Source organism: Pseudomonas rhizozeae (assembly GCF_031583775.1).
GTDB lineage: Bacteria > Pseudomonadota > Gammaproteobacteria > Pseudomonadales > Pseudomonadaceae > Aquipseudomonas.
Genome location: NZ_JAVLSB010000041.1, coordinates 49,605 through 70,055, shown reverse-complemented (window position 1 = coordinate 70,055; position 20,451 = coordinate 49,605). Strand labels below are relative to the sequence as shown.

General features: G+C 62.2%; 21 protein-coding genes. 12 read left to right on the top strand and 9 right to left on the bottom strand.

Annotated features, from left to right (window positions below; all coding sequences use genetic code 11):
- Positions 1 to 95 precede the first annotated feature (95 nt).
- Positions 96 to 1,277: a CaiB/BaiF CoA transferase family protein gene (locus RG836_RS12995; protein ID WP_310845933.1), complete on the top strand. Its 1,182-nt coding sequence runs from the start codon at positions 96 to 98 to the stop codon at positions 1,275 to 1,277.
- A gap of 32 nt (positions 1,278 to 1,309) precedes the next feature.
- Here RG836_RS12995 and RG836_RS12990 read toward each other — a convergent pair whose 3' ends face one another.
- Together RG836_RS12990 and RG836_RS12985 are read right to left on the bottom strand one after the other, a co-directional pair.
- Positions 1,310 to 1,804: a SprT family zinc-dependent metalloprotease gene (locus RG836_RS12990; RefSeq protein ID WP_310845931.1), complete on the bottom strand. Its 495-nt coding sequence runs from the start codon at positions 1,802 to 1,804 to the stop codon at positions 1,310 to 1,312.
- Positions 1,805 to 1,943: 139 nt separating this feature from the next.
- Positions 1,944 to 2,546 (bottom strand): Yip1 family protein, encoded by a 603-nt coding sequence (locus tag RG836_RS12985; protein ID WP_310845930.1) that lies wholly within the window; start codon positions 2,544 to 2,546, stop codon positions 1,944 to 1,946.
- Between the two features lie 295 nt (positions 2,547 to 2,841).
- Between RG836_RS12985 and ttcA the strand changes: the two genes are divergently transcribed.
- Both ttcA and RG836_RS12975 read left to right on the top strand, forming a co-directional pair.
- A complete protein-coding gene (gene ttcA, locus RG836_RS12980; protein ID WP_310845928.1) occupies positions 2,842 to 3,666 on the top strand; it encodes a tRNA 2-thiocytidine(32) synthetase TtcA in 825 nt (274 codons plus the stop codon).
- Positions 3,667 to 3,795: 129 nt separating this feature from the next.
- Entirely contained in the window at positions 3,796 to 4,470 is a 675-nt protein-coding gene (locus RG836_RS12975) for a DNA-3-methyladenine glycosylase I (protein ID WP_310845927.1), read from the top strand.
- A 130-nt stretch (positions 4,471 to 4,600) separates the two neighbouring features.
- On the opposite strand, the gene RG836_RS12970 is transcribed toward RG836_RS12975, so the two are convergent.
- The 3 genes from RG836_RS12970 to arsC are packed head-to-tail and all read right to left on the bottom strand — an operon-like array spanning position 4,601 to position 5,975.
- Positions 4,601 to 5,026 carry a DUF2069 domain-containing protein gene (locus RG836_RS12970; RefSeq protein WP_310845926.1) on the bottom strand — a complete coding sequence of 142 codons (426 nt, stop codon included), beginning with the start codon at positions 5,024 to 5,026 and terminating at the stop codon, positions 4,601 to 4,603.
- A gap of 2 nt (positions 5,027 to 5,028) precedes the next feature.
- Complete coding sequence (gene wrbA, locus RG836_RS12965; protein ID WP_310845924.1) at positions 5,029 to 5,625, bottom strand: NAD(P)H:quinone oxidoreductase; 597 nt, start codon at positions 5,623 to 5,625, stop codon at positions 5,029 to 5,031.
- The gene (gene arsC / locus RG836_RS12960; RefSeq protein ID WP_310845922.1) at positions 5,622 to 5,975 is read right to left on the bottom strand and encodes an arsenate reductase (glutaredoxin); all 354 of its coding nucleotides are present in this window, start codon (positions 5,973 to 5,975) and stop codon (positions 5,622 to 5,624) included. The genes wrbA and arsC overlap by 4 nt, the downstream gene beginning before the upstream one ends.
- Positions 5,976 to 6,089: 114 nt before the next feature.
- Here arsC and RG836_RS12955 point away from each other — a divergent pair, with 114 nt between their 5' ends.
- The gene (locus tag RG836_RS12955) at positions 6,090 to 6,557 is read left to right on the top strand and encodes a TlpA disulfide reductase family protein (RefSeq protein ID WP_310845921.1); all 468 of its coding nucleotides are present in this window, start codon (positions 6,090 to 6,092) and stop codon (positions 6,555 to 6,557) included.
- 124 nt (positions 6,558 to 6,681) lie between these two features.
- On the opposite strand, the gene RG836_RS12950 is transcribed toward RG836_RS12955, so the two are convergent.
- Entirely contained in the window at positions 6,682 to 7,086 is a 405-nt protein-coding gene (locus tag RG836_RS12950; RefSeq protein ID WP_310845919.1) for an META domain-containing protein, read from the bottom strand.
- A complete protein-coding gene (locus RG836_RS12945; protein ID WP_310845918.1) occupies positions 7,086 to 7,520 on the bottom strand; it encodes a hypothetical protein in 435 nt (144 codons plus the stop codon). The genes RG836_RS12950 and RG836_RS12945 overlap by 1 nt, the downstream gene beginning before the upstream one ends.
- A 135-nt stretch (positions 7,521 to 7,655) precedes the next feature.
- Here RG836_RS12945 and RG836_RS12940 point away from each other — a divergent pair, with 135 nt between their 5' ends.
- A complete protein-coding gene (locus RG836_RS12940; RefSeq protein ID WP_310845917.1) occupies positions 7,656 to 8,042 on the top strand; it encodes a hypothetical protein in 387 nt (128 codons plus the stop codon).
- A 5-nt stretch (positions 8,043 to 8,047) separates the two neighbouring features.
- On the opposite strand, the gene RG836_RS12935 is transcribed toward RG836_RS12940, so the two are convergent.
- Both RG836_RS12935 and RG836_RS12930 read right to left on the bottom strand, forming a co-directional pair.
- On the bottom strand, positions 8,048 to 9,034 hold the full coding sequence (locus tag RG836_RS12935) for a 2-hydroxyacid dehydrogenase (protein WP_310845916.1): 987 nt from the start codon (positions 9,032 to 9,034) through the stop codon (positions 8,048 to 8,050).
- Positions 9,035 to 9,108: 74 nt separating this feature from the next.
- On the bottom strand, positions 9,109 to 11,859 hold the full coding sequence (locus RG836_RS12930; RefSeq protein WP_310845915.1) for a response regulator: 2,751 nt from the start codon (positions 11,857 to 11,859) through the stop codon (positions 9,109 to 9,111).
- A gap of 216 nt (positions 11,860 to 12,075) precedes the next feature.
- Here RG836_RS12930 and RG836_RS12925 point away from each other — a divergent pair, with 216 nt between their 5' ends.
- The 7 genes from RG836_RS12925 to RG836_RS12895 all read left to right on the top strand — a co-directional run bounded on the left by RG836_RS12925 (position 12,076) and on the right by RG836_RS12895 (position 20,413).
- Positions 12,076 to 12,795, top strand: coding sequence for a response regulator transcription factor (locus RG836_RS12925; RefSeq protein ID WP_310845913.1), 720 nt, complete (start codon positions 12,076 to 12,078; stop codon positions 12,793 to 12,795).
- Positions 12,782 to 14,206 carry a sensor histidine kinase gene (locus tag RG836_RS12920; RefSeq protein WP_310845911.1) on the top strand — a complete coding sequence of 475 codons (1,425 nt, stop codon included), beginning with the start codon at positions 12,782 to 12,784 and terminating at the stop codon, positions 14,204 to 14,206. Before RG836_RS12925 ends, RG836_RS12920 begins: the two co-directional genes overlap by 14 nt.
- Before the next feature lie 140 nt (positions 14,207 to 14,346).
- A complete protein-coding gene (cysM, locus tag RG836_RS12915; protein WP_310845910.1) occupies positions 14,347 to 15,249 on the top strand; it encodes a cysteine synthase CysM in 903 nt (300 codons plus the stop codon).
- Complete coding sequence (gene rlmD, locus RG836_RS12910; RefSeq protein WP_310845909.1) at positions 15,249 to 16,601, top strand: 23S rRNA (uracil(1939)-C(5))-methyltransferase RlmD; 1,353 nt, start codon at positions 15,249 to 15,251, stop codon at positions 16,599 to 16,601. Before cysM ends, rlmD begins: the two co-directional genes overlap by 1 nt.
- A 124-nt stretch (positions 16,602 to 16,725) precedes the next feature.
- Positions 16,726 to 18,972, top strand: coding sequence for a GTP diphosphokinase (relA, locus tag RG836_RS12905; RefSeq protein WP_310845907.1), 2,247 nt, complete (start codon positions 16,726 to 16,728; stop codon positions 18,970 to 18,972).
- A 39-nt stretch (positions 18,973 to 19,011) separates the two neighbouring features.
- On the top strand, positions 19,012 to 19,845 hold the full coding sequence (mazG, locus tag RG836_RS12900; RefSeq protein ID WP_310845905.1) for a nucleoside triphosphate pyrophosphohydrolase: 834 nt from the start codon (positions 19,012 to 19,014) through the stop codon (positions 19,843 to 19,845).
- Positions 19,846 to 19,870: 25 nt separating this feature from the next.
- Positions 19,871 to 20,413, top strand: coding sequence for a DUF2058 domain-containing protein (locus tag RG836_RS12895; protein WP_310845904.1), 543 nt, complete (start codon positions 19,871 to 19,873; stop codon positions 20,411 to 20,413).
- The last annotated feature ends 38 nt before the right edge of the window (positions 20,414 to 20,451 follow it).

Genomic DNA, 20,451 nt, shown 5'->3' with positions numbered 1-20,451 from the left:
GATGTGAGCGCAAACGTCAGTCCGGCTGATGCATCCGGTGATTGCTGCAATGGCAATGCGTGCCTAGGCTTTGGGCATCGTTCTGGAGGTCATCTATGCAAGGTCCGCTGGCATCACTCAAGGTTCTGGATTTCTCGACATTACTGCCGGGGCCGTTCGCCTCGCTGTTGCTGGCGGACATGGGCGCCGAGGTATTGCGCATCGAATCGCCCACGCGCCTGGACCTGGTTCGGGTGCTGCCGCCGCACGATGGCGGGGTGTCCACCAGCCATGCCTACCTCAACCGCAACAAACGCAGCCTGGCCCTGGACCTCAAGCAACCGGCGGCGCTGGAGATCGTGCGGCAACTGGTGCGCGAATACGACATTGTGTTGGAGCAATTTCGCCCCGGCGTCATGGAGCGCCTGGGGCTGGGCTACGCCGCACTGAAAGCGATCAACCCCAAGCTGATTTACGTGTCGATCAGCGGGTATGGCCAGACCGGCCCGTACAAGGAACGCGCCGGCCATGACATCAATTACCTGGCCCTGGCCGGGGTCGCCAGCTACACCGGACGCGCCGACAGCGGGCCGGTGCCGTTGAGCGTGCAGGTGGCGGATGTCGCCGGTGGCTCGCTGCATGGGGTGATCGGCCTGCTGGCGGCGGTGATCGCCCGGCAGCAGACCGGCCAAGGCCAGCACGTCGATGTGAGCATGACCGATTGCGCCTTCAGCCTGAACGCCATGGCCGGCGCCGGTTACCTCGGCGCCGGGGTCCAGCCGGCGCGCGAAGATCAGGTGCTCAATGGCGGCAGTTTCTACGATTACTACCGATCTCGCGATGGCCGCTGGATGTCGGTGGGCAGCCTCGAACCGGCCTTCATGCAGGCGCTGTGCGCGGCCCTCGGACGCCCGGAGCTGGCGGCCCAGGGCTTGTCGGCCAAACCGGCGCAGCAGCAGGCGTTGAAGAACGAACTGAAGCTGGAATTCGAGAAACACGACTTTACCGAGTTGTGCGCGCTGTTTGCCGGCATTGATGCCTGTGTTGAGCCCGTGCTGGGCCTGGCCGAGGCGGTCGAGCATCCGCAGTTGCAGGCGCGGGAATTGGTGGTGCAGGTGCCGCGGGAGGGCGGTGCGAGCCAGGCACAAATGGCCTGCCCACTGAAGTTTTCCGAGGGATTGCCGGCGCCGCGGCATATTGGCGCGGCGCTTGGGCAACACACCGATCAGGTGTTGGGGGAGTTGGGGGTTAGCGCTGAGCGGATCGCTGAACTGCGCAAGGGCAAGGTGATTATTTAGTGTTTGTCGGGCAGGCGTACCGCAACTCCCGATTACTCAACCCGCATCTCGCCGCTGAACACCAAGGTGTGGCGACAGCGTCGACACAGATAGCGCCGGCCCTGGCGTACCAGGCGGTGGCGCTGGGCGGAGAACGGGAAGTCGCTGTCGGCGCACGGGCATTTGTAGATATAGCGCGTGACGCTGCGACGCTTGACGTCATAGGTGTGGCAGCGGTTCGGGGGCAGTTCATAGACGCCGCGCATGATCAGTTGCCATTCCTCGCCATGGGGCTGGATGCGATCGCCAAACAACTGGTGCGCGATCAGGTGCGCGACTTCGTGGGCCACGGTCTGCTTGAGGAAGTCGTCGGTATTTTCCCGGTATAACTGCGGATTGAAGCGCAGCAGGTTCTCGTGCAAATGCGCGACACCGGCTTTCTGCCCGCGCAGCTTGAGGCTGACCACGGGGCGTTTGAAGGTTCGTTTGAAAAAGGATTCGGCTTGCAGGAAACAGTCTTCGACGCGGGTATTGAGTTGCTCGGGCATGCTTGATGGGTCTCCAGAGTTGCCGAGTATGGCGCAAACACCTGGGAATACGAAAAGCCGAGGCGCCGAATGGTCATGTGGCGCAGTAAAAGGCCGCCTTGCGGCGGCCTGTGTCGGCAGATCTTGGTTTTGTGGTCAGCTAGTTGGTGTACACCGGGCCCACTCCCAGGCCCCAGACGATCACGGTGAACGCCATGATGGCCACCAGCACCACCAGGCCCACCGCCAACACCGAACTGGAAAACAGAAAGCCCTCATCCGATGGAATGTTCATGAACGTCGGCAAACCGACATACAGCAAGTACACCGTGTAGCAGATGGCCGCGGTGCCGACGATCATCCCCAGCCACATGTGTGGGTAGAGCGCCGCCAGCCCGCCGATAAACAGCGGCGTGGCGGTGTAGGTGGCGAACGCGACGCAGCGGGCCAGGCTCGGGTTGGCGTCGTAGGTGCGGGCCATCCAGTGTACGAACGCGCCCATCACCGCTACGCCGCCGAGCATGGCGATGTAGGACATCAGGGTCATCCACAGCGCGCTTTCCTGGGTCAGCATGACCGGTGCGCGATTGCCGATGACCCAGCCCACTTGAGTCGTACCAATAAATGCCGAAACGGCGGGGATCGCCGCGAGAATCAAGGTGTGTGTCAGGTACATGTGGCTGATGCTTTCCTCCTGGTCGCCACGTATTTCGCGCCATTCCTGATCAGGGTGGGTGAACAGCCCCACAACGTGATGGATCATGCCAGTCACTCCTCTTGTTATTGCCATCGCCCCCCAGCGGAGCGCCTACCGGCCCAGAGGCCACGTAAGTGAAGGTCTTGAATATGAATGCGACCTTATGTCGCAGTATAGAAAGGACTTCACCCCGTGGATGCAGGGGCTTTAGAGCAAATCGCGCTGTAAAGCAGACTATTAATCGCCGCTGGGTCTGACTTGCACCGATATTCCCGTGGCGAGGCAGCTCGCTCACTCGCCACAACGGCGAAGTTTTTGCGTAAAATGCCGGCCTTTCGTCAGACCTCACGGATTTCGTGTCATGGGCACTCTTTCGGTCAATCAGAACAAACTGCAGAAGCGCCTGCGCCGGCAGGCCGGTGAGGCGGTCGCTGACTTCAACATGATTGAGGACGGCGATAAGGTCATGGTCTGCCTGTCGGGTGGCAAGGACAGCTACACCATGCTCGACGTGTTGTTGCACCTGCAGAAGGTGGCGCCGATCAAATTCGAGATCGTCGCGGTGAACATGGACCAGAAGCAGCCCGGCTTCCCGGAGCACGTCCTGCCGGCCTACCTGAAAGAACTGGGCGTCGAGTACCACATCGTCGAGAAAGACACCTATTCGGTGGTCAAGGAGTTGATCCCTGAAGGCAAGACCACCTGCTCGCTGTGTTCGCGCCTGCGCCGTGGCACGCTTTACACCTTTGCCGATGAAATCGGCGCGACCAAGATGGCCTTGGGTCACCACCGCGACGACATCGTCGAAACGTTCTTCCTCAACATGTTCTTCAACGGCTCGCTCAAGGCCATGCCGCCCAAGCTGCGCGCCGACGATGGACGCAACGTGGTCATCCGTCCGTTGGCCTACTGCAACGAAAAAGACATCCAGGCCTATTCGGACTTCAAGCAGTTCCCGATCATCCCGTGCAACCTCTGCGGCTCACAGGAAAACCTGCAGCGCCAGGTGGTCAAGGACATGCTTCAGGACTGGGAACGCAAGACCCCGGGCCGAACCGAAAGCATCTTCCGCAGTCTGCAAAATGTGCAGCCGTCGCAACTGGCGGATCGCAACCTGTTCGACTTCACCAGTTTGCGGATCGACGAAAGCGCGGCTTCGCGGTTTGTAAACGTCGTCAACATTTAACAGTACTGACGGTGGGAGCGAGCCTGCTCGCGAATGCGCTCTGTCAGCGACAGCGATGTCGATTGACAGGACCTCTTCGCGGGCAGACTCGCTCCCACTGGTATTTCATTTCATTCTTTAGGAAAGGGCATGCGCGACTACAAGTGGCTGCACGAATACTGTCTGAATCGCTTCGGTTCGGCTGCTGCACTCGAAGCCCATCTGCCCGCCCCCAAGACCCCGGCGCAACTGCGCAGGATCAGCGATGATCGCTACCTCTCGACGATGGCACTGCGGGTGTTCCGCGCCGGGCTCAAGCACAGCCTGGTGGACGCCAAGTGGCCGGCGTTCGAAGAAGTGTTCTTCAAGTTCGACCCGGAAAAAGTCGTGCTGATGAGCGCCGAGCATCTGGAGCGACTGATGCAGGATGCACGGATCATCCGCCATTTGGGCAAGCTCAAGAGCGTGCCGCGCAATGCCCAGTTCATTCTCGACGAGGCCCACGAGCGTGGCAGTTTCGGTGCGCTGATCGCTGACTGGCCGGTGACCGACATCGTCGGCCTCTGGACCTACCTGAAAAAACGCGGCAGCCAGTTGGGCGGGCTGTCGGCGCCGCGCTTCCTGCGCATGGTCGGCAAGGACACTTTCGTGCCGAGCTATGACGTGGTGGCGGCGTTGAATGCGCAGAAGATCGTCGACAAGGTGCCCACCAGCCTGCGCGACCTGGCCACGGTGCAGGATGCCTTCAATCAGTGGCATGAGCAGAGTGGCGGGCGGCCGATGAGCCAGCTCTCGATGATGCTGGCGTATACCGCCAATCATTGACACCGAATCGCGCCCATCGCTGGCAAGCCAGCTCCCACAGTGATTGGAGTAGGCCACAAATCTTGTGCTCAACACCGAAATCTGTGGGAGCTGCGGTGCGACGATTCGACTTGCCAGCGATGAGGCCCGATCAGGCGACAGATATCTCGCCTTCCCCCGCCAACTTGCGATTCAACTGAAAGCGCCAGCGCACAAACAACAGCGCCGAGCAGAACACCGCCAGGCTCGCGGCCATTTCCAGCAGGCCGAACAGGTGACGGTTCGGGTCATACGCCGCCAGCGCACCCTTGATGAAATACAGGTTTACGACGAAGCACAGCCACGAATGGGCGCGCGGGCTGCCGAGGATCATCCCCGGTGCGAGGATCAGCAACGGCACCAGTTCGATCAGCAGAATCACCCAGGGCCGCGCGCCATGCAGGTCGGCGATGGCCAGGAAGTAAACGCTGAGGAGAACGATCAACCCCGCAAAACACAGCAGGCTGACCACCCGCATCGCCCGCACCCGCGGCTCCAGCCACGCGATGGCAGGCAGAATTTTCGGCTTTTTCGCCACGGTCAGCGCTCCAGCTTCTGCGCGGTCTTGGCCAGGCGCTGACCCAAAGCCCGGCACAGCGCCATTTCATGTTCGTCCAGCGGACTCTTGCCGTCGGCGCCGGCGTGGTGGCTGGCGCCGTAGGGCGTACCGCCGCCACGGGTTTCCAGAAGCGCCGATTCGCTGTACGGCAGGCCGGTGATCAGCATGCCGTGGTGCAGCAGTGGCAACATCATCGACAGCAGGGTGGTTTCCTGGCCGCCATGCAGGCTCGCGGTGGAGGTGAAGACCCCGGCCGGTTTGCCCACCAGGGCGCCGGTCAGCCACAGGTTGCTGGTGCCGTCGAGAAAGTATTTCAGCGGCGCGGCCATGTTGCCGAAGCGCGTCGGGCTGCCGAGGGCCAGGCCGGCGCAGTTCTTCAAATCGTCGAGGCTGGCGTACAGCGCGCCTTCGTCGGGAATGTCCGGCGACACCGCTTCGCATTCGGTGGAAATCGCTGGCACCGTGCGCAGCCGCGCCTCCAGCCCGGCCTGTTCGACACCGCGGGCAATCTGCCGGGCCATCTCGTTGGTCGAGCCGCTGCGGCTGTAATACAAGACGAGGATGTACGGCGCGCTCACGGCAACAGCTCCAGGATATTCTCCGGCGGCCGGCCGATTACGGCTTTGTCACCGACTTCCAGAATCGGCCGCTCCATAAGTTTCGGGTGCGCGGCGATGGCGGCGATCAGTTGCGCTTCGCTGAGGCTGCTGTCGGCCAGGTTAAGGGTTTTGTACTCGTCCTCGCCGGTGCGCAACAGGGCGCGGGCGCTGATGCCGAGTTTGCCGAGCAAGGCCTGGATCTGCGCGGCGTCCAGCGGGGTCTCCAGGTAACGGACCACGGTCGGCGTCAGGCCACGGGCTTCGAGCAATTCGAGCGCACCGCGGGATTTCGAGCAGCGCGGATTGTGATAAAGCGTCAGATCGGTCATGTGCGGGTCGCTTCTTGCGTAAGGTGGCGGCTATTCTAACTGGGCAACGCGCAATCCAGAACCTTGGGTGGCAATGGGTCGCGGCAGTATTCTTTTTTCAGTAAGGATCACGACATGGCAAGGCGACTGGCAGCAGCAATGGCGATCATCGGGGCGTTGATGCTGGGGGGCTGCGGCAACGACTATGGCACCGACCAGAACGGCCAGAAAGTCGCGGGCGAACGCCTCGACAAACAGTGGGTGGTGCTCAATTACTGGGCCGAATGGTGTGGCCCATGCCGGACCGAAATTCCGGAATTGAACGTCCTGGCGGAAGAACTCAAGGGGCAGAAAATCGGTGTGTTCGGGGTCAACTTCGACAACGTGCAAGGCGAAGAGCTGAAAAGTGCCAGCGAAAAACTCGGGATTAAATTTACTGTGCTGGCCCAGGACCCTGCGGAACTGTTCGACCTGCCCCGCAGCGAAGCCTTGCCGGTGACCTACATCATCGACGACAAGGGCAAAGTGCGTGAGCAGTTGATGGGCGAACAGACCGCGGCGGGCGTGCTGGCCAAGCTGAAGGCGTTGCAGGCGGGGAGTTGAGTCAAACAGGACTGCGGCATACCGCTTTTTGTGGTGTACCGCTGGTCATTAAGAACTAGTTGGCCACAAAAGCTCTCTCGCCAGGGCGTTGCGAAGCCGCACAAGCTCCTCGCAGCACTCCGAATCAGCCTTCTTCCAGCCACCAGCGCAACGGTTTGCCTTCAGCGGGCCAGAAGCGCATCTGCTCGATTGGCGAGATGTCCCAACGCTGGACTTTCTCCAGCGCTTGCAGGAAGCGCTGTTCCTGTTCCATCAAGGCTTCGGCGCAGAGTTTGCGGGTGCTGCCGATTTTGCCGAAGCTCAGCTTGTTGCCGTCCAGGGTGTACGGCGCGAACCAATGGTTGCAGCCACCATTGCCGTAGGCGCGGCCATCGGCGCCGAGGGTCACGGTCAGGTGGCTGTAATCCATCAATGGCCGCTCGCCGATCCACTCCAGGATGTAGCTACGGTCGTGTTGCAGTTGCACCGGTTCCGCGGCGCAACCGAGCAGGCTGGCACCGACCAGCGCGGTCAGGGCAAGGCGTTTCATCACGCGGGCTCCTGACAGGCTGGGCACAGGTGTTTGTCGCCGACGCTGCGCCAGCCCAACTCGGCAATGCGTGCGGTGGCCGCCGGTTTTTCCGCCTTATTGCCGAGCTTGCCATCCACCGCGAATTCGAAGCTCAGCACCTTGGCGCAACTGTCGCAGTTGACTTGCCAGGTGTGAATCGCCAACTCGCCGAACACCGGACCACTGGCCACCGCGACCCATTGACCGGGTGGGTTGATCAGGTGGCGAACCGTTTCCACGGTCAGGCGCATGGACAAGTCCTTGGCGCCTTTGAGGGTGACCACCAGCACGTCGTTATTGCGAATCGAGCCACCGTTACCGGTGACCTGATAACGGCCCGGCACCAGGGCGCGGCATTCGGTGAGGGTGTGTTGCGGGTTCATCAGGCTGTAGCGGAAATCGTGTTCGACCATGGGTCCTCCAAATATGCGCGGTATGCTAGCACGGGCATGGACGCAGCATGGCGCAGGCAGTTGACCTTCGATCAGGTTCAAAACCGCCCCCGACTCATGGCACACTGCCGCCTTTTATCACTCTAGGGAACGGAAATGGCGCTGATCGAATGTTATGAATGCAAGCAGAGCATCAGTTCCACCGCGCCTGCGTGCATCCATTGCGGTGCTCCGGCGGCCGAGCCGACCGTGACAGCCTCTCGGCCTGCATCGATTTCTTTCGGCCAGTTGCCGCGCGACCCGACCGTGGCCAAAGTGACACCGGCGGCATTCGGCCGTCGGCGCAAATCGGTGGTGCAGGAGTCGGTGATTCAGGACGGCGCACCAACGACCGGGCGGCCCACGGAAGGCTGGTTGAAAATCGCGATATTTTTGCTGCCACCGTTTTTCGTCTGGTTCCTGCTACGCCCCGGTCATTCCGCACAGCAACGGTTGGCAGGCTTCGGCTGGCTGGGCCTGTTGATCTTCGCCAGCTTGGTCTGAACGGGCTAGCCGCTGACCAGATTCTGCGGCGTACCGGCAGCCCAGGCGTCGATGTTCTGCAAGGTCGTGGTGGCAATCGCTGCCAGGGCCTCGTGGGTTAAAAAGGCCTGGTGCGCGGTGACGATCACGTTGGGAAAGCTCAATAGCCGCGCCAGCACATCGTCCTGCAGCGGCTGGTCGGAGCGATCCTCGAAAAATAGCTGCGCCTCTTCCTCATACACATCCAGTCCCAGATAACCCAGTTGACCGCTCTTGAGCGCGTCGATCAGCGCGGCCGCGTCCACCAGTGCGCCGCGGCCGGTGTTGATCAGCATGGCGCCGGACTGCATGTGTGCCAGTGAGTCAGCGTTGATCAGGTGCTTGCTCTGTTCATTGAGTGGGCAGTGCAGGCTGATGATCTGCGATTCGGCAAGCAATTGCGGCAAGCTCACATAGCGAGCGCCGAGTGCCTGCAGCGCCGGGTTCGGATAAGGGTCATAGGCCAGCAGTGGACAACCAAAGCCGTGCATGATGCGGGCAAACGTGGCGCCAATTTGCCCAGTGCCGACCACGCCGACGGTTTTGCCGACCAGGTCGAAACCGGTCAGCCCGTGCAATGCGAAGTTGCCGTCGCGGGTGCGATTGCAGGCGCGCGGGAGGCAGCGGTTCAGCGCCAGGATCAGCGCCACAGCATGTTCGGCCACGGCGTGCGGCGAGTAGGCGGGAACACGCACCACCGCCAGCCCCAGGCGTTGTGCTATCGCCAGGTCGACATGGTTGTAACCCGCCGAGCGCAAGGCGATCAGCCGCGTGCCGCCCGTCGCCAGGCGTTCCAGCACGGGGGCGCTGAGGTCATCGTTGATAAAGGCACAGACCACCTCGCAACCGGCAGCGAGGGCGGCGGTGTCGAGGCTCAATCGGGCCGGCTGGAAGTGCAGGTCGGTGCCATCGGCAGCGACGCCGAGAAAACTGTCGCGGTCGTAGCTCTGGCAACTGAAAAGAATTGTGCGCATGGCCGGCCTCGGTCTTGGGAAAAATGGAATGCCCTCAGCTTAATCCTGATCGCAGCGTCGGTTATTGCCCTGGGTCAGGCACCGATGCGTGCTTCGCTGGCCAGGCGATTGATCGCCCGTTCCAGGTCTTGCAGGGCCATCACGGCTCTCGGGTCCTGTTGTTTGAGCAGGGTTTCGCTGCGCTGGCAGGCCGCGCGCAATTGCGGGACGCCGCAGTAGCGCGTCGCACCGTGCAAGCGGTGGACCCGTTCGATCAAGGCGTTCTGGTCGTTGGCCTGCAGGGCTTTGCTGATGGCTTCGCGGTCGGCTTCCAGGGACGCCAGCAACATCGCCAGCATGTCCGCCGCCAGATCGGCTTTGCCGGCGGCCAGGCGCAAGCCTTCTTCGGCATCGAGCACCGGCAGTTCGCCTTGGCCCTGATGGTCGGCGGGACGCTCCGGCGCCTGGTTGCGCAGGGCCAGGCCGGTCCACTTGAGCACGGTCTGCGCCAGTTGCCGTTCGCTGATGGGTTTGGTCAGGTAATCGTCCATGCCGCTTTGCAGCAGCGCGCGCTTCTCGTTGGCCATGGCGTGAGCGGTGAGGGCGACGATCGGCAGCGGTGTGGAATGGCGCTCGCTTTCCCACAGACGAATCGCCTCGGTGCTTTGCCGGCCGTCCATGCCGGGCATCTGCACGTCCATCAACACCAGGTCGAACGCTTCGGTCTGCACCGCGCGCACGGCGGCGTAACCGCTTTCCACCGCCAGCACCTTGGCGCCCATATCTTCGAGCAGGGTTTGCACCAGCAACAGGTTGGCCGGGTTGTCGTCGACGCAAAGGATTTTCGGCGCACGGCTGGACAGCGGTTCGCCGGGTTCGCTGCGCAACGGTCGCGGGCTGACCAGATCGGACAACGCCCGGCGCAATTTGCGCGTGCACGCCGGTTTGGCCTGCAACTGGCTGTGCGGGTTGGGCACCGACAAATGAAACAGCGTCTGCTCGGTGGTCGGACACAGCACCAGCACTTTGCAGCCGAGGTGTTCGAGGTCCCAGATGTGCTGATTGAGGCGCTCGGGCGGCATGTCGTTGCTGGTGATGCCGAGCACGGCGAGGTCGATCGCCTGATCGGTCTGGTGCGCAGCGGTCACGCCGTTGCTGAGCTGTTCCAAGGTATTGAACGGCGTAACCTCCAGCCCGCAATCTTCCAGTTGATGCAGCAAGGCCTGGCGCGCCAGTTCATGCTTTTCCAGCACTGCGACCCGGCGCCCGAGCAGCGGCGCGGCGGGCAAGTCTTCGGCATCATCGCGGGTTTTCGGCAGGCTGAGGCTGATCCAGAAATCCGAGCCTTCGCCCGGCGTGCTGTCGACGCCGATCTCGCCGCCCATCTGTTCCACCAGTCGCTTGGAAATCACCAGCCCCAGGCCAGTGCCGCCGGGTTGCCGCGACAGCGAGTTGTCCGCCTGGCTGAAGGCCTGGAACAATGCGCGCACATCCTGGTTGGACAGGCCGATGCCGGTGTCCTGGATGCTGATGCGCAGCTGAACGCTGTCTTCGTGTTCTTCTTCGAGCATGGCGCGGGCGACGATGGTGCCTTCGCGGGTGAACTTGATCGCGTTGCTCACCAGGTTGGTGAGGATCTGCTTGAGCCGCAACGGGTCGCCCACCAGCGACAGCGGCGTGTCGCGGTAGACCAGGCTGACCAGCTCCAATTGCTTGGCGTGGGCGGCGGGGGCGAGGATGGTCAGGGTGTCCTGCAGCAGGTCGCGCAGGTTGAACGGAATATTGTCGAGCACCAGTTTGCCGGCCTCGATCTTCGAGAAATCAAGGATCTCGTTGATGATGCCCAGCAGGCTGTCGGCGGATTTTTCGATGGTGCCCAAGTAGTCGAGCTGGCGTGGGGTCAGCTCGCTTTTTTGCAGCAGATGGGTAAAACCGAGAATGCCGTTGAGCGGCGTGCGGATTTCATGGCTCATGTTGGCGAGGAATTCGGACTTGATCCGGCTCGCTTCCAGGGCTTCCTTGCGCGCCAGGTCCAGCTCGATGTTCTGGATCTCGATGGTTTCCAGGTTCTGCCGCACATCCTCGGTGGCCTGGTCGACGCTGTGCTGCAATTCTTCCTGGGCGTTTTGCAGGGTGCCGGCCATGCGGTTAATGCCGGACGCCAATTCATCCAGTTCCTGGCTGCCCAGCGGCGGCAGGCGGGTTTCCAGGTGGCCGTCCTTGAGTTGCGCCACGGCTTGTTTGATCTGGCTCAGCGGCGTGTTGATGGTGCGGCCCATGCGCAGGGCCAGCAGCGCGGCGCCGGCCAGGCCGGCGGCGATCAGCAGCAAACTGGCGAACAGGCTGCGGTAACCACGCAGCAGCATGCCGCTGTGGGACAGTTCCAGTTCCACCCAACCCAGCAACAATTCCGATTCTTCGGGCACCAGGTCACCGGCCAGGTTGCGGTGTTTGCCGAACACCGGCAGCAGGTAGCGCGTTGCGTCGTTGCCGGTGCGCTGGGCCATGTGCGAATTGCGGCTGATCGGCGGCAGGTTGAGCATCGTCGGTCCCGCGTGCGCCAGTACCGTGCGGTCGGCGCTGAGGAAGGTCACCGCGCGCACGTCGGTCTGTTCCAGGGATTGCGTGGCGATGCGTTCCAGCAGTTCGGCGTTGTTGCTGCTCAGGGCCGGTGCGACCAGGGGCGCGAGTTGTTCGGCGATCATTTCGCCACGCTGCAACAACTGGGTTTGCAGGTCGGACTGCTGCATCCAGGTGAAGTAACCGCCCAACACCAACGCCATCAGGCTGGTTGGCAACAGGGTCAGCAACAGCACGCGACCTTTGATTCCCAGTTTCTTGAGCACGCCTCTCTCCTGTGTGCAGCGAATTGATTGACCTAAACGTGCATCCGGCACGCGCTTCCCGCGCAGTGTAGCGATTTGCACGCTGACGATCCGGCTAAATTAATGCCGCCATGTGTGCGATTTGACCAGCGCTTTGTCGCACTGCAAGAAGCTTGTGTTGCCGGTTGGAGGGCAATCTTGAATAATCGCCCAACTGAGAATTATTTGCAGATAGTCATGACTCCCATCCCTGCGGCTGCTCCACGCATTCTGTCCATTGAAGACGATCTGGTCCTCGGCGCTTACGTTCATGAGCACCTGGGCCGTTGCGGCTTTCAGGTGACCTGGTGCCAGAACGGCCGCCAAGGCCTGGAAATGGCCCGCGCTCAAAACTTCGACGTGGTGTTGATGGACATTCTGCTGCCGGAACTCGACGGCCTCGCGGTGCTCACCCAATTGCGCCGCAGCCATTCCACGCCGGTGGTGCTGGTCTCGGCGCTGGGGGCCGAGGCGGATCGGGTCAGCGGTTTTCGCCTCGGCGCTGATGACTATCTGCCCAAGCCCTTCAGCATGGTCGAACTGCGGGTGCGCATTGAAGCGATCCTGCGCCGGGTCGCCCTTGATCGCCGCCCACAACCGGCAGCGCGGGTGGCCGATTCCCACAACCTGCGGCTCGACGATGAACGCTTCGATGCCTGCTTCGGAGAGCAGTGGGCCGGCCTCACTCGCACCGAATACCGTCTGCTAGAGACCCTCAGCCGCAATGACGAGGTGCTGAGCAAGGCCTTCCTTTATCAGCACGTGCTGCAACGGGGTTACGCCGCCCACGACCGCAGCCTCGATATGCACATCAGCCAGATCCGCCGCAAACTGAAAACCATCGGCTACACCGAGCGCGAAGTGCGCACGGTGTGGGGCAAGGGTTACCTGTTGAGTGCCGCCGATGAAGGGGTCTGATCTGCCGGGGCGGCACTCGCTGTTCTGGAAACTCGCCTGTTTATTGGTGGCGTTCTGTCTGCTGATGATTTGGCTGAGTTGGTCGTGGGGGCGTTACATGGAGGAGCGCAACCAATTCCTCTCGGATGGCGCGCGCGGCACCTTGGCCCGTTACGCGGCCGAAGCGGAGCAGGCCTGGCAGCAGGGGCAACGGGCCGGTGTCGATGATTTTTTGCAGTCGATGCGCCAGCGCGAGACCGGTTGGGTCGGGGTGATTGGCGGTAATCTGCAATCGTTGAGCAGCCAAGCGCTGAACGACAAGGAAATCCAGCACCTGACCTTTCTGCGTGGCCCCGACTGGCCGATCCACAAGAAAGGCCTGCCGTGGTTGCGCGTGCCATTTCCTGGTGATCCGGCGCTCGGCAGCCTGGTGATCGAATTGCCCGAGCGCTTTCTGCCCGGGGAGTACCGGGTGTTCTGGCGGGTGATGACCAACGGCGTGATGCCCGGGCTGTTTACGCTGTTGCTGTGCGTGGGGCTGTATCGCTTGCTGGTGGTGCCGCTGAACAACCTGCGCGCCCAGGCCAACGCCTGGCGCGCCGACCAGTTGAACGTGCGCCTGTCGAGCCGCATCACCAAGCGCCCGGACGAACTGGGTGAACTGGCTCGGGCCTTCGATCAGATGTCCGAGCGCCTGCAAGGCACCGTGGCATTGCAGCAACAACTGTTGCGTGATCTGTCCCACGAACTGCGCACGCCGCTCAGCCGGTTGCGCGTGGCGAGTGAAAGCGAGCAAGGGCTGGCGCAGTTGCGCGAGCGGATCGGCCGCGAAGTCGACGGCATGCAGCGCTTGGTCGAGGACACCTTGCAATTGGCCTGGCTCGACACCGAACGCACGCCGCTGCCCGACGAAGCGATCCAGATCGCGGCCTTGTGGGAGATGCTCAGCGAAAACGCCTGTTACGAAAGCGCCTGGCCCTGCGCGCAACTGCAATGCCTGGTGGAAGCCGATTGCTGGGTGCGGGGCAACCTGAACGCCTTGGCCCAGGCCCTCGAGAACATCCTGCGCAATGCGATTCGCCATTCCCCGCCGGGCGGCATCGTGCGCCTTGACGGCGTGCGCGACGGCGATTACTGGCACCTGTGGCTCGAAGACCAGGGCGGCGGCATTGCCGAGCAAGACCTGCAACGGATCTTCGACCCCTTCACCCGCCTCGACGGCTCGCGCCCCGGTGACGGCGGTTTCGGCCTGGGCCTGAGCATTGCCCGCAATGCGGTGCAGCGCCAGGGCGGCAGCGTCTGGGCCGAGAATGGCGAACGCGGCTTGCGCCTGCACTTGCGGCTGGTGGCGGAGGATGTGCGGGGGCGCGATGATGCCTTCGCGAGCAGGCTCGCGCCCACAGAGGAAGTGGGGTGCTCGCGGGTTGCTTAAAGCGTCAGGATTCCCACAGAGAGAGAAGCACTGAACCGTGCTTATTCCCATTAGCCATAAGCATCACACTTTGCGTGATATGGCCTTCGCGGGTTTGCCGGTATGATGGGCGCCCCCGCAGTCTGGATTGCGAATACGCCATGACCTTGCAGTACCCAACCATCGCCGATTGCGTCGGCAACACTCCGCTGGTTCGTTTGCAGCGCCTGCCTGGCGCCACCAGCAACACCCTTTTGCTCAAGCTGGAAGGGAACAACCCGGCGGGTTCGGTCAAGGACCGTCCGGCGTTGTCGATGATTACCCGCGCCGAGTTGCGCGGGCAGATCAAGCCAGGTGACACGCTGATCGAAGCCACGTCGGGCAACACCGGCATCGCCCTGGCCATGGCTGCGGCGATCAAGGGTTACAAGATGATTTTGATCATGCCCGGCAACTCCAGCGCCGAGCGCAAAGCGGCGATGACCGCTTACGGAGCCGAGCTGATCCAGGTAACCCAGGAAGAAGGCATGGAAGGGGCCCGCGACCTGGCCCAACGCATGGAGGCCGAAGGCCGAGGCACGGTGCTCGATCAGTTCGCCAACGGTGACAATCCAGAAGCGCACTACACCAGCACCGGCCCGGAAATCTGGCGCCAGACCCAAGGCTCCATCACCCATTTTGTCAGCTCGATGGGCACCACCGGCACCATCATGGGTGTGTCGCGCTACTTGAAAGAGCAAAGCGACAGCGTGCAGATCGTCGGCCTGCAACCGATGGAAGGCTCGGCGATTCCGGGCATTCGTCGCTGGCCGCAGGAATACCTGCCGAAGATTTATCAGGCCGAGCGCGTTGACCGCATCGTCGACATGGCGCAAAGCGAAGCCGAGGACGTGACCCGTCGCCTGGCCCGCGAAGAAGGCATCTTCTGCGGCGTCTCCTCGGGCGGTGCGGTGGCGGCGATGTTGCGCTTGAGCAAAGAAGTGGAAAACGCGGTGATCGTCGCGATCATCTGCGACCGTGGCGACCGTTACTTGTCGACCGGTATTTTCGACGCGCCCAACTGATGGCCAAGCACGAGAGAGGCCTGCGCTTCCAGCCCACTGGCGGCAGCAAGGCCCCACAAGTCCCGACCGGCAAGAAGCAGCGCCTGACCATCGAGCGCCTGGCCAATGACGGTCGCGGTATCGCTTTTCTGGAAGGCCGCACCTGGTTCGTCCTCGGTGCCCTGGCCGGCGAAGAGATCGAAGCGCGGGTGCTGGGCGCCCACGGCAAAGTGGTCGAGGCCCGCACCGAGCGTGTGTTCAAGGCCAGCGAACTGCGACGCCCGGCGCCCTGTGTGCACTTCGGCCGCTGCGGCGGTTGCAGCGTGCAACATCTGCCTCACGACGAACAACTCGCCCTTAAACAGCGCATGCTCGCCGAGCAATTGTCGCGGGTAGCCGGCGTCGAACCGCAAGCGTGGGCCGCCCCTTTGAGCGGCCCCGAATTCGCCTACCGACGACGCGCCCGGGTGGCCGTGCGCTGGGACCAGAAGGCTAAAACCCTCGAAGTGGGTTTCCGCGCGGCGGGCAGTCAGGACATCGTTGGCATCAGCGAGTGTCCGGTTTTGGTACAGCCCTTGCAGCCGATCATGACCCGTTTGCCGGAGATGCTCCGGCGCCTGAGTAAACCGCAGGCGCTCGGCCACGTTGAATTGTTCAGCGGTTCGAAACTGGCAGTGTTGTTGCGGCACACGGCGCCGCTGTCTGAGGCGGACCTGACGGTTCTCAAGGAGTTTTGCGCGTTCCACGAAGCGCAGTTGTGGTTGCATGGCGACAGTGAGCCGCATCCGGTCGACGGCGATCTGTCTTTGGGCTATGACTTGGAGACGTGGAACCTGCATCTGGCTTACCGACCCGGGGATTTCATTCAGGTCAATGCCGGCGTCAACGAGGCGATGATCGCCCAGGCGCTGGACTGGCTGAAGCCGGCCGCCGATGAGCGTGTGCTGGACCTGTTCTGCGGCCTTGGCAACTTTGCCTTGCCGCTGGCGCAGCGAGTGCGCGAAGTGGTGGCGGTGGAAGGCGTGCAGGCGATGGTCGAGCGCGCGGCGGCGAATGCAGCTAGCAACAATCTGCATAACGCGAAGTTTTTTCAGGCCGATTTATCCCAGCCTTTGGCCGATGCCGAATGGGCAGTGGACGGCTTTTGTGCGGTACTCTTGGACCCACCCCGTGACGGTGCTTACGAGGTGGTGCGCAAGCTGGCGTCGCTGGGCGCCAAAAGGTTGGTTTACGTGTCATGCAACCCGGCCACGCTGGCGCGCGATACGGTCGAACTGATCAAGCAGGGCTACCGGTTAAAACGTGCCGGGATTCTCGATATGTTTCCTCAGACGGCACATGTCGAGGCCATGGCGTTATTTGAAGCGAGTTAGGATGACTCGTCTGGTCCGACTGGCCCGCCCGTGAATGTCCGCGCCTGCCCCGCGCGGCGTTTGTGGGCATCGAAGGTCAGCGATTTGACGCATTGAATCTGCGTCGTAGGGAAGGTAAAGCAAGATGGTACAGGTGAGAGCGCACCAGCCGATCAACACTGACGGCAGCATCAACCTCGAGGCATGGCTCGATCATGCGGTGAGCGTCGACCTGGCGCTGGACCGCGAAGCCTTGAAGGAGGCTTGCGAATTCGCGCGAGCGGCGGAGCAGCAAGCCAATGCGGCAAAGAATTTATGGTCCGAAGGCAACTCCAGCTTTCGCACCGGGCTTGAGATCGCCGAGATCCTCGCCGACCTGAAACTCGATCAGGATTCGCTGGTGGCGGCGGTGCTGTACCGCGGCGTGCGCGAAGGGCAGATCCAGTTGCCGGCGGTCAGCCAGCGCTTCGGCCCGGTGGTGGCCAAATTGATCGACGGCGTGCTGCGCATGGCGGCGATCAGTGCCAGCCTCAGCCCGCGTCAGTCGATGGTGCTGGGCACCCAGGGCCAGGTCGAGAATCTGCGCAAAATGCTGGTGGCCATGGTCGACGACGTGCGCGTCGCGCTGATCAAACTGGCCGAACGCACTTGTGCGATCCGTGCGGTTAAAACCGCCGACGACGAGAAGCGCAACCGCGTCGCTCGGGAAGTTTTCGACATCTACGCGCCACTCGCGCATCGCCTGGGCATCGGCCACATCAAGTGGGAACTGGAGGACTTATCCTTCCGTTACCTTGAGCCCGATCAGTACAAACAGATCGCCAAGTTGCTCCACGAGCGGCGGCTGGATCGCGAGCGCTTTATCGCCGACGTGATGAGCCAGCTCAAGAATGAACTGACCGCCACCGGGGTCGACGCGGACATCAGCGGCCGGGCCAAACACATCTATTCGATCTGGCGCAAAATGCAGCGCAAGGGTCTGGAGTTCAGCCAGATCTACGACGTGCGCGCGGTGCGGGTGCTGGTACCGGAAATGCGCGACTGCTACACCGCGCTGGGCATCGTCCACACCTTGTGGCGGCACATTCCGAAAGAGTTCGACGACTACATCGCCAATCCGAAAGAGAACGGCTACCGCTCGCTGCACACTGCGGTGATTGGGCCTGAAGGCAAAGTGCTGGAAGTGCAGATCCGCACCCATTCCATGCACGAGGAAGCCGAGCTCGGGGTGTGCGCGCACTGGCGCTATAAAGGCACTGACGTCAAATCCGGCTCCAATCATTACGAAGAGAAAATCTCCTGGCTGCGGCAAGTGCTGGAATGGCACGAAGAGCTGGGAGATATCGGTGGCCTGGCGGAACAATTGCGGGTCGATATCGAACCGGACCGTGTCTACATCTTCACCCCCGACGGCCACGCCATCGACTTGCCGAAAGGGGCGACGCCGCTGGACTTTGCCTACCGCGTGCACACTGAGATCGGCCATAACTGCCGAGGCGCGAAGATCAACGGGCGGATCGTGCCGCTCAACTACAGCCTGCAGACCGGTGAGCAGGTCGAGATCATCACCAGCAAGCACGGCACGCCGAGCCGCGACTGGCTGAACTCGAACCTGGGCTACGTGACCACTTCGCGGGCGCGGGCGAAGATTGTCCATTGGTTCAAATTGCAGGCCCGTGACCAGAACGTCGCGGCCGGTAAAACCTTGCTGGAACGCGAGCTGATTCGCCTCGGCCTGCCAGCGGTGGATTTCGAGAAGCTCGCCGAAAAAGCCAACATGAAAACCGCCGAGGACATGTTCGCCGCCCTCGGTGCCGGCGACTTGCGCCTGGCGCAACTGGTCAATCTGGCGCAGCAGCTGGTGGAGCCGGAGCGCGGCAACGAACAACTGGAACTGATCCCGCGCAAGGCGACCGGTTACAAACCGGGCAAGCGTGGCGACATTCAAATCCAGGGCGTCGGCAACCTGATGACGCAGATGGCCGGTTGCTGCCAGCCGTTGCCAGGTGACGCGATCGTCGGCTACATCACCCAGGGGCGCGGAGTGAGCATTCACCGCCAGGACTGCGCTTCGGTGCTGCAACTGGGCGGGCGCGAGCCGGAACGGATTATCCAGGTCAGTTGGGGCCCGGTGCCGGTGCTGACCTACCCGGTGGACATCATCATCCGCGCCTACGACCGTTCCGGGTTGCTGCGCGACGTGTCGCAGGTGCTGCTCAACGAGCGGATCAACGTGCTGGCGGTCAACACCCGTTCGAACAAGGAAGACAACACCGCGCTGATGTCCCTGACCATCGAGATCCCGGGGCTGGATGCGCTGGGGCGGTTGCTGGGGCGGATTTCGCAGTTGCCGAACATCATCGAGACGCGGCGTAATCGTACGCCTGGATGATGGCCGCCGATTTAATGTGCTTCTTGCAGAGTCCTGTCAATGTATTCACTTGAAGACCTGTTGCACCTGATGAACCGCCTGCGCGATCCGCAGTTTGGTTGCCCGTGGGACATCAAGCAAACCTACGCCAGCATCGTCCCGCATACCCTGGAAGAAGCCTATGAAGTCGCCGATGCCATCGAGCGCGGTGATTTCGCGCACTTGCAGGGCGAGTTGGGCGATCTGTTGTTTCAGGTGGTGTATTACAGCCAGTTGGCGCGGGAGGAAGGGCGGTTCGAGTTTGCCGGCGTGGTCGACGGCATCACCCGCAAACTGATTCGCCGGCATCCGCATGTGTTCCCCACTGGCGACCTGTATGCGCCGCTGGATGTGCCGCGGCTGAGTGAAGAACAGGTCAAGCAGCGCTGGGAAGCCATCAAGGCCGAGGAGCGCGCTGAACAGTCGGCGGCGCCGGAGCAGTTGTCGCTGCTCGATGATGTGCCCGCCGCACTGCCGGCCCTGTCGCGCTCGGCGAAACTGCAGAAGCGCGCCGCGCAGGTCGGCTTCGACTGGCCGGATGCGTTGCCGGTGCTGGACAAGGTCCGCGAAGAACTCGACGAAGTGCTCGAAGCCATGGCTGAAAACGACCCGGAGGCGGTGGCTGCCGAGATTGGCGACCTGCTGTTTTCCGTGGTTAACCTGGCGCGGCATCTGAAGGTCGATTCGGAAACCGCGCTGCGCGGCGCCAACGTTAAATTTGAACGACGCTTCCGTTTTATCGAACAGGCATTGCGCGACACCCGCCGTCCCATGGAAGATTGCACCCTCGAAGAGTTGGACGCCTTGTGGGGCGAAGCCAAACGCCAGGAAAAGAATTTGCCCAGCTGCGGCTGAGCCGTTGCCCAAGTGAGAAAGCACCATGAGCATTTCCCTTCGCGACCAGTTACTCAAAGCAGGGCTGGTCAACCAGAAGCAGGCCAAACAGGTCGGCAAAGACAAGCAGAAGCAGCAGCGCCTGGCGCATAAAGGCCAGATCGAACTGGATGATTCACAGCAGCGTGCGGCCCAGGAAGCCAAGGCCGAGAAGATCAAGCGCGACCAGGAGCTGAATCGCCAGCAGCAAGAGAAAGCCGAGGCCAAAGCCCGTGCGGCGCAGATCAAGCAGTTGATCGAAGTGTCGCGCTTGCCGAAATTGACCACCGAGGATTACTACAACTTCGTCGACGACAAGAAGGTCAAGCGCCTGTCGGTCAATACGTTGATGCGTAACAAGCTCAGCAGTGGCTCGCTGGCGATCGTCCATCACGCCGGCGGCTACGAAGTGATTCCCCGTGAGGCGGCGCTGAAGATCCAGGAACGCGACCCGCAGCGCATCGTCCAGCTCAACGTGCAGACCGAAGAAGTCAGCGCTGAGGACGATCCGTACGCCGCTTACCAGATCCCTGATGATCTGATGTGGTGAGGCGCTGAAAACGACAAACCCCGCCAAGTGCGGGGTTT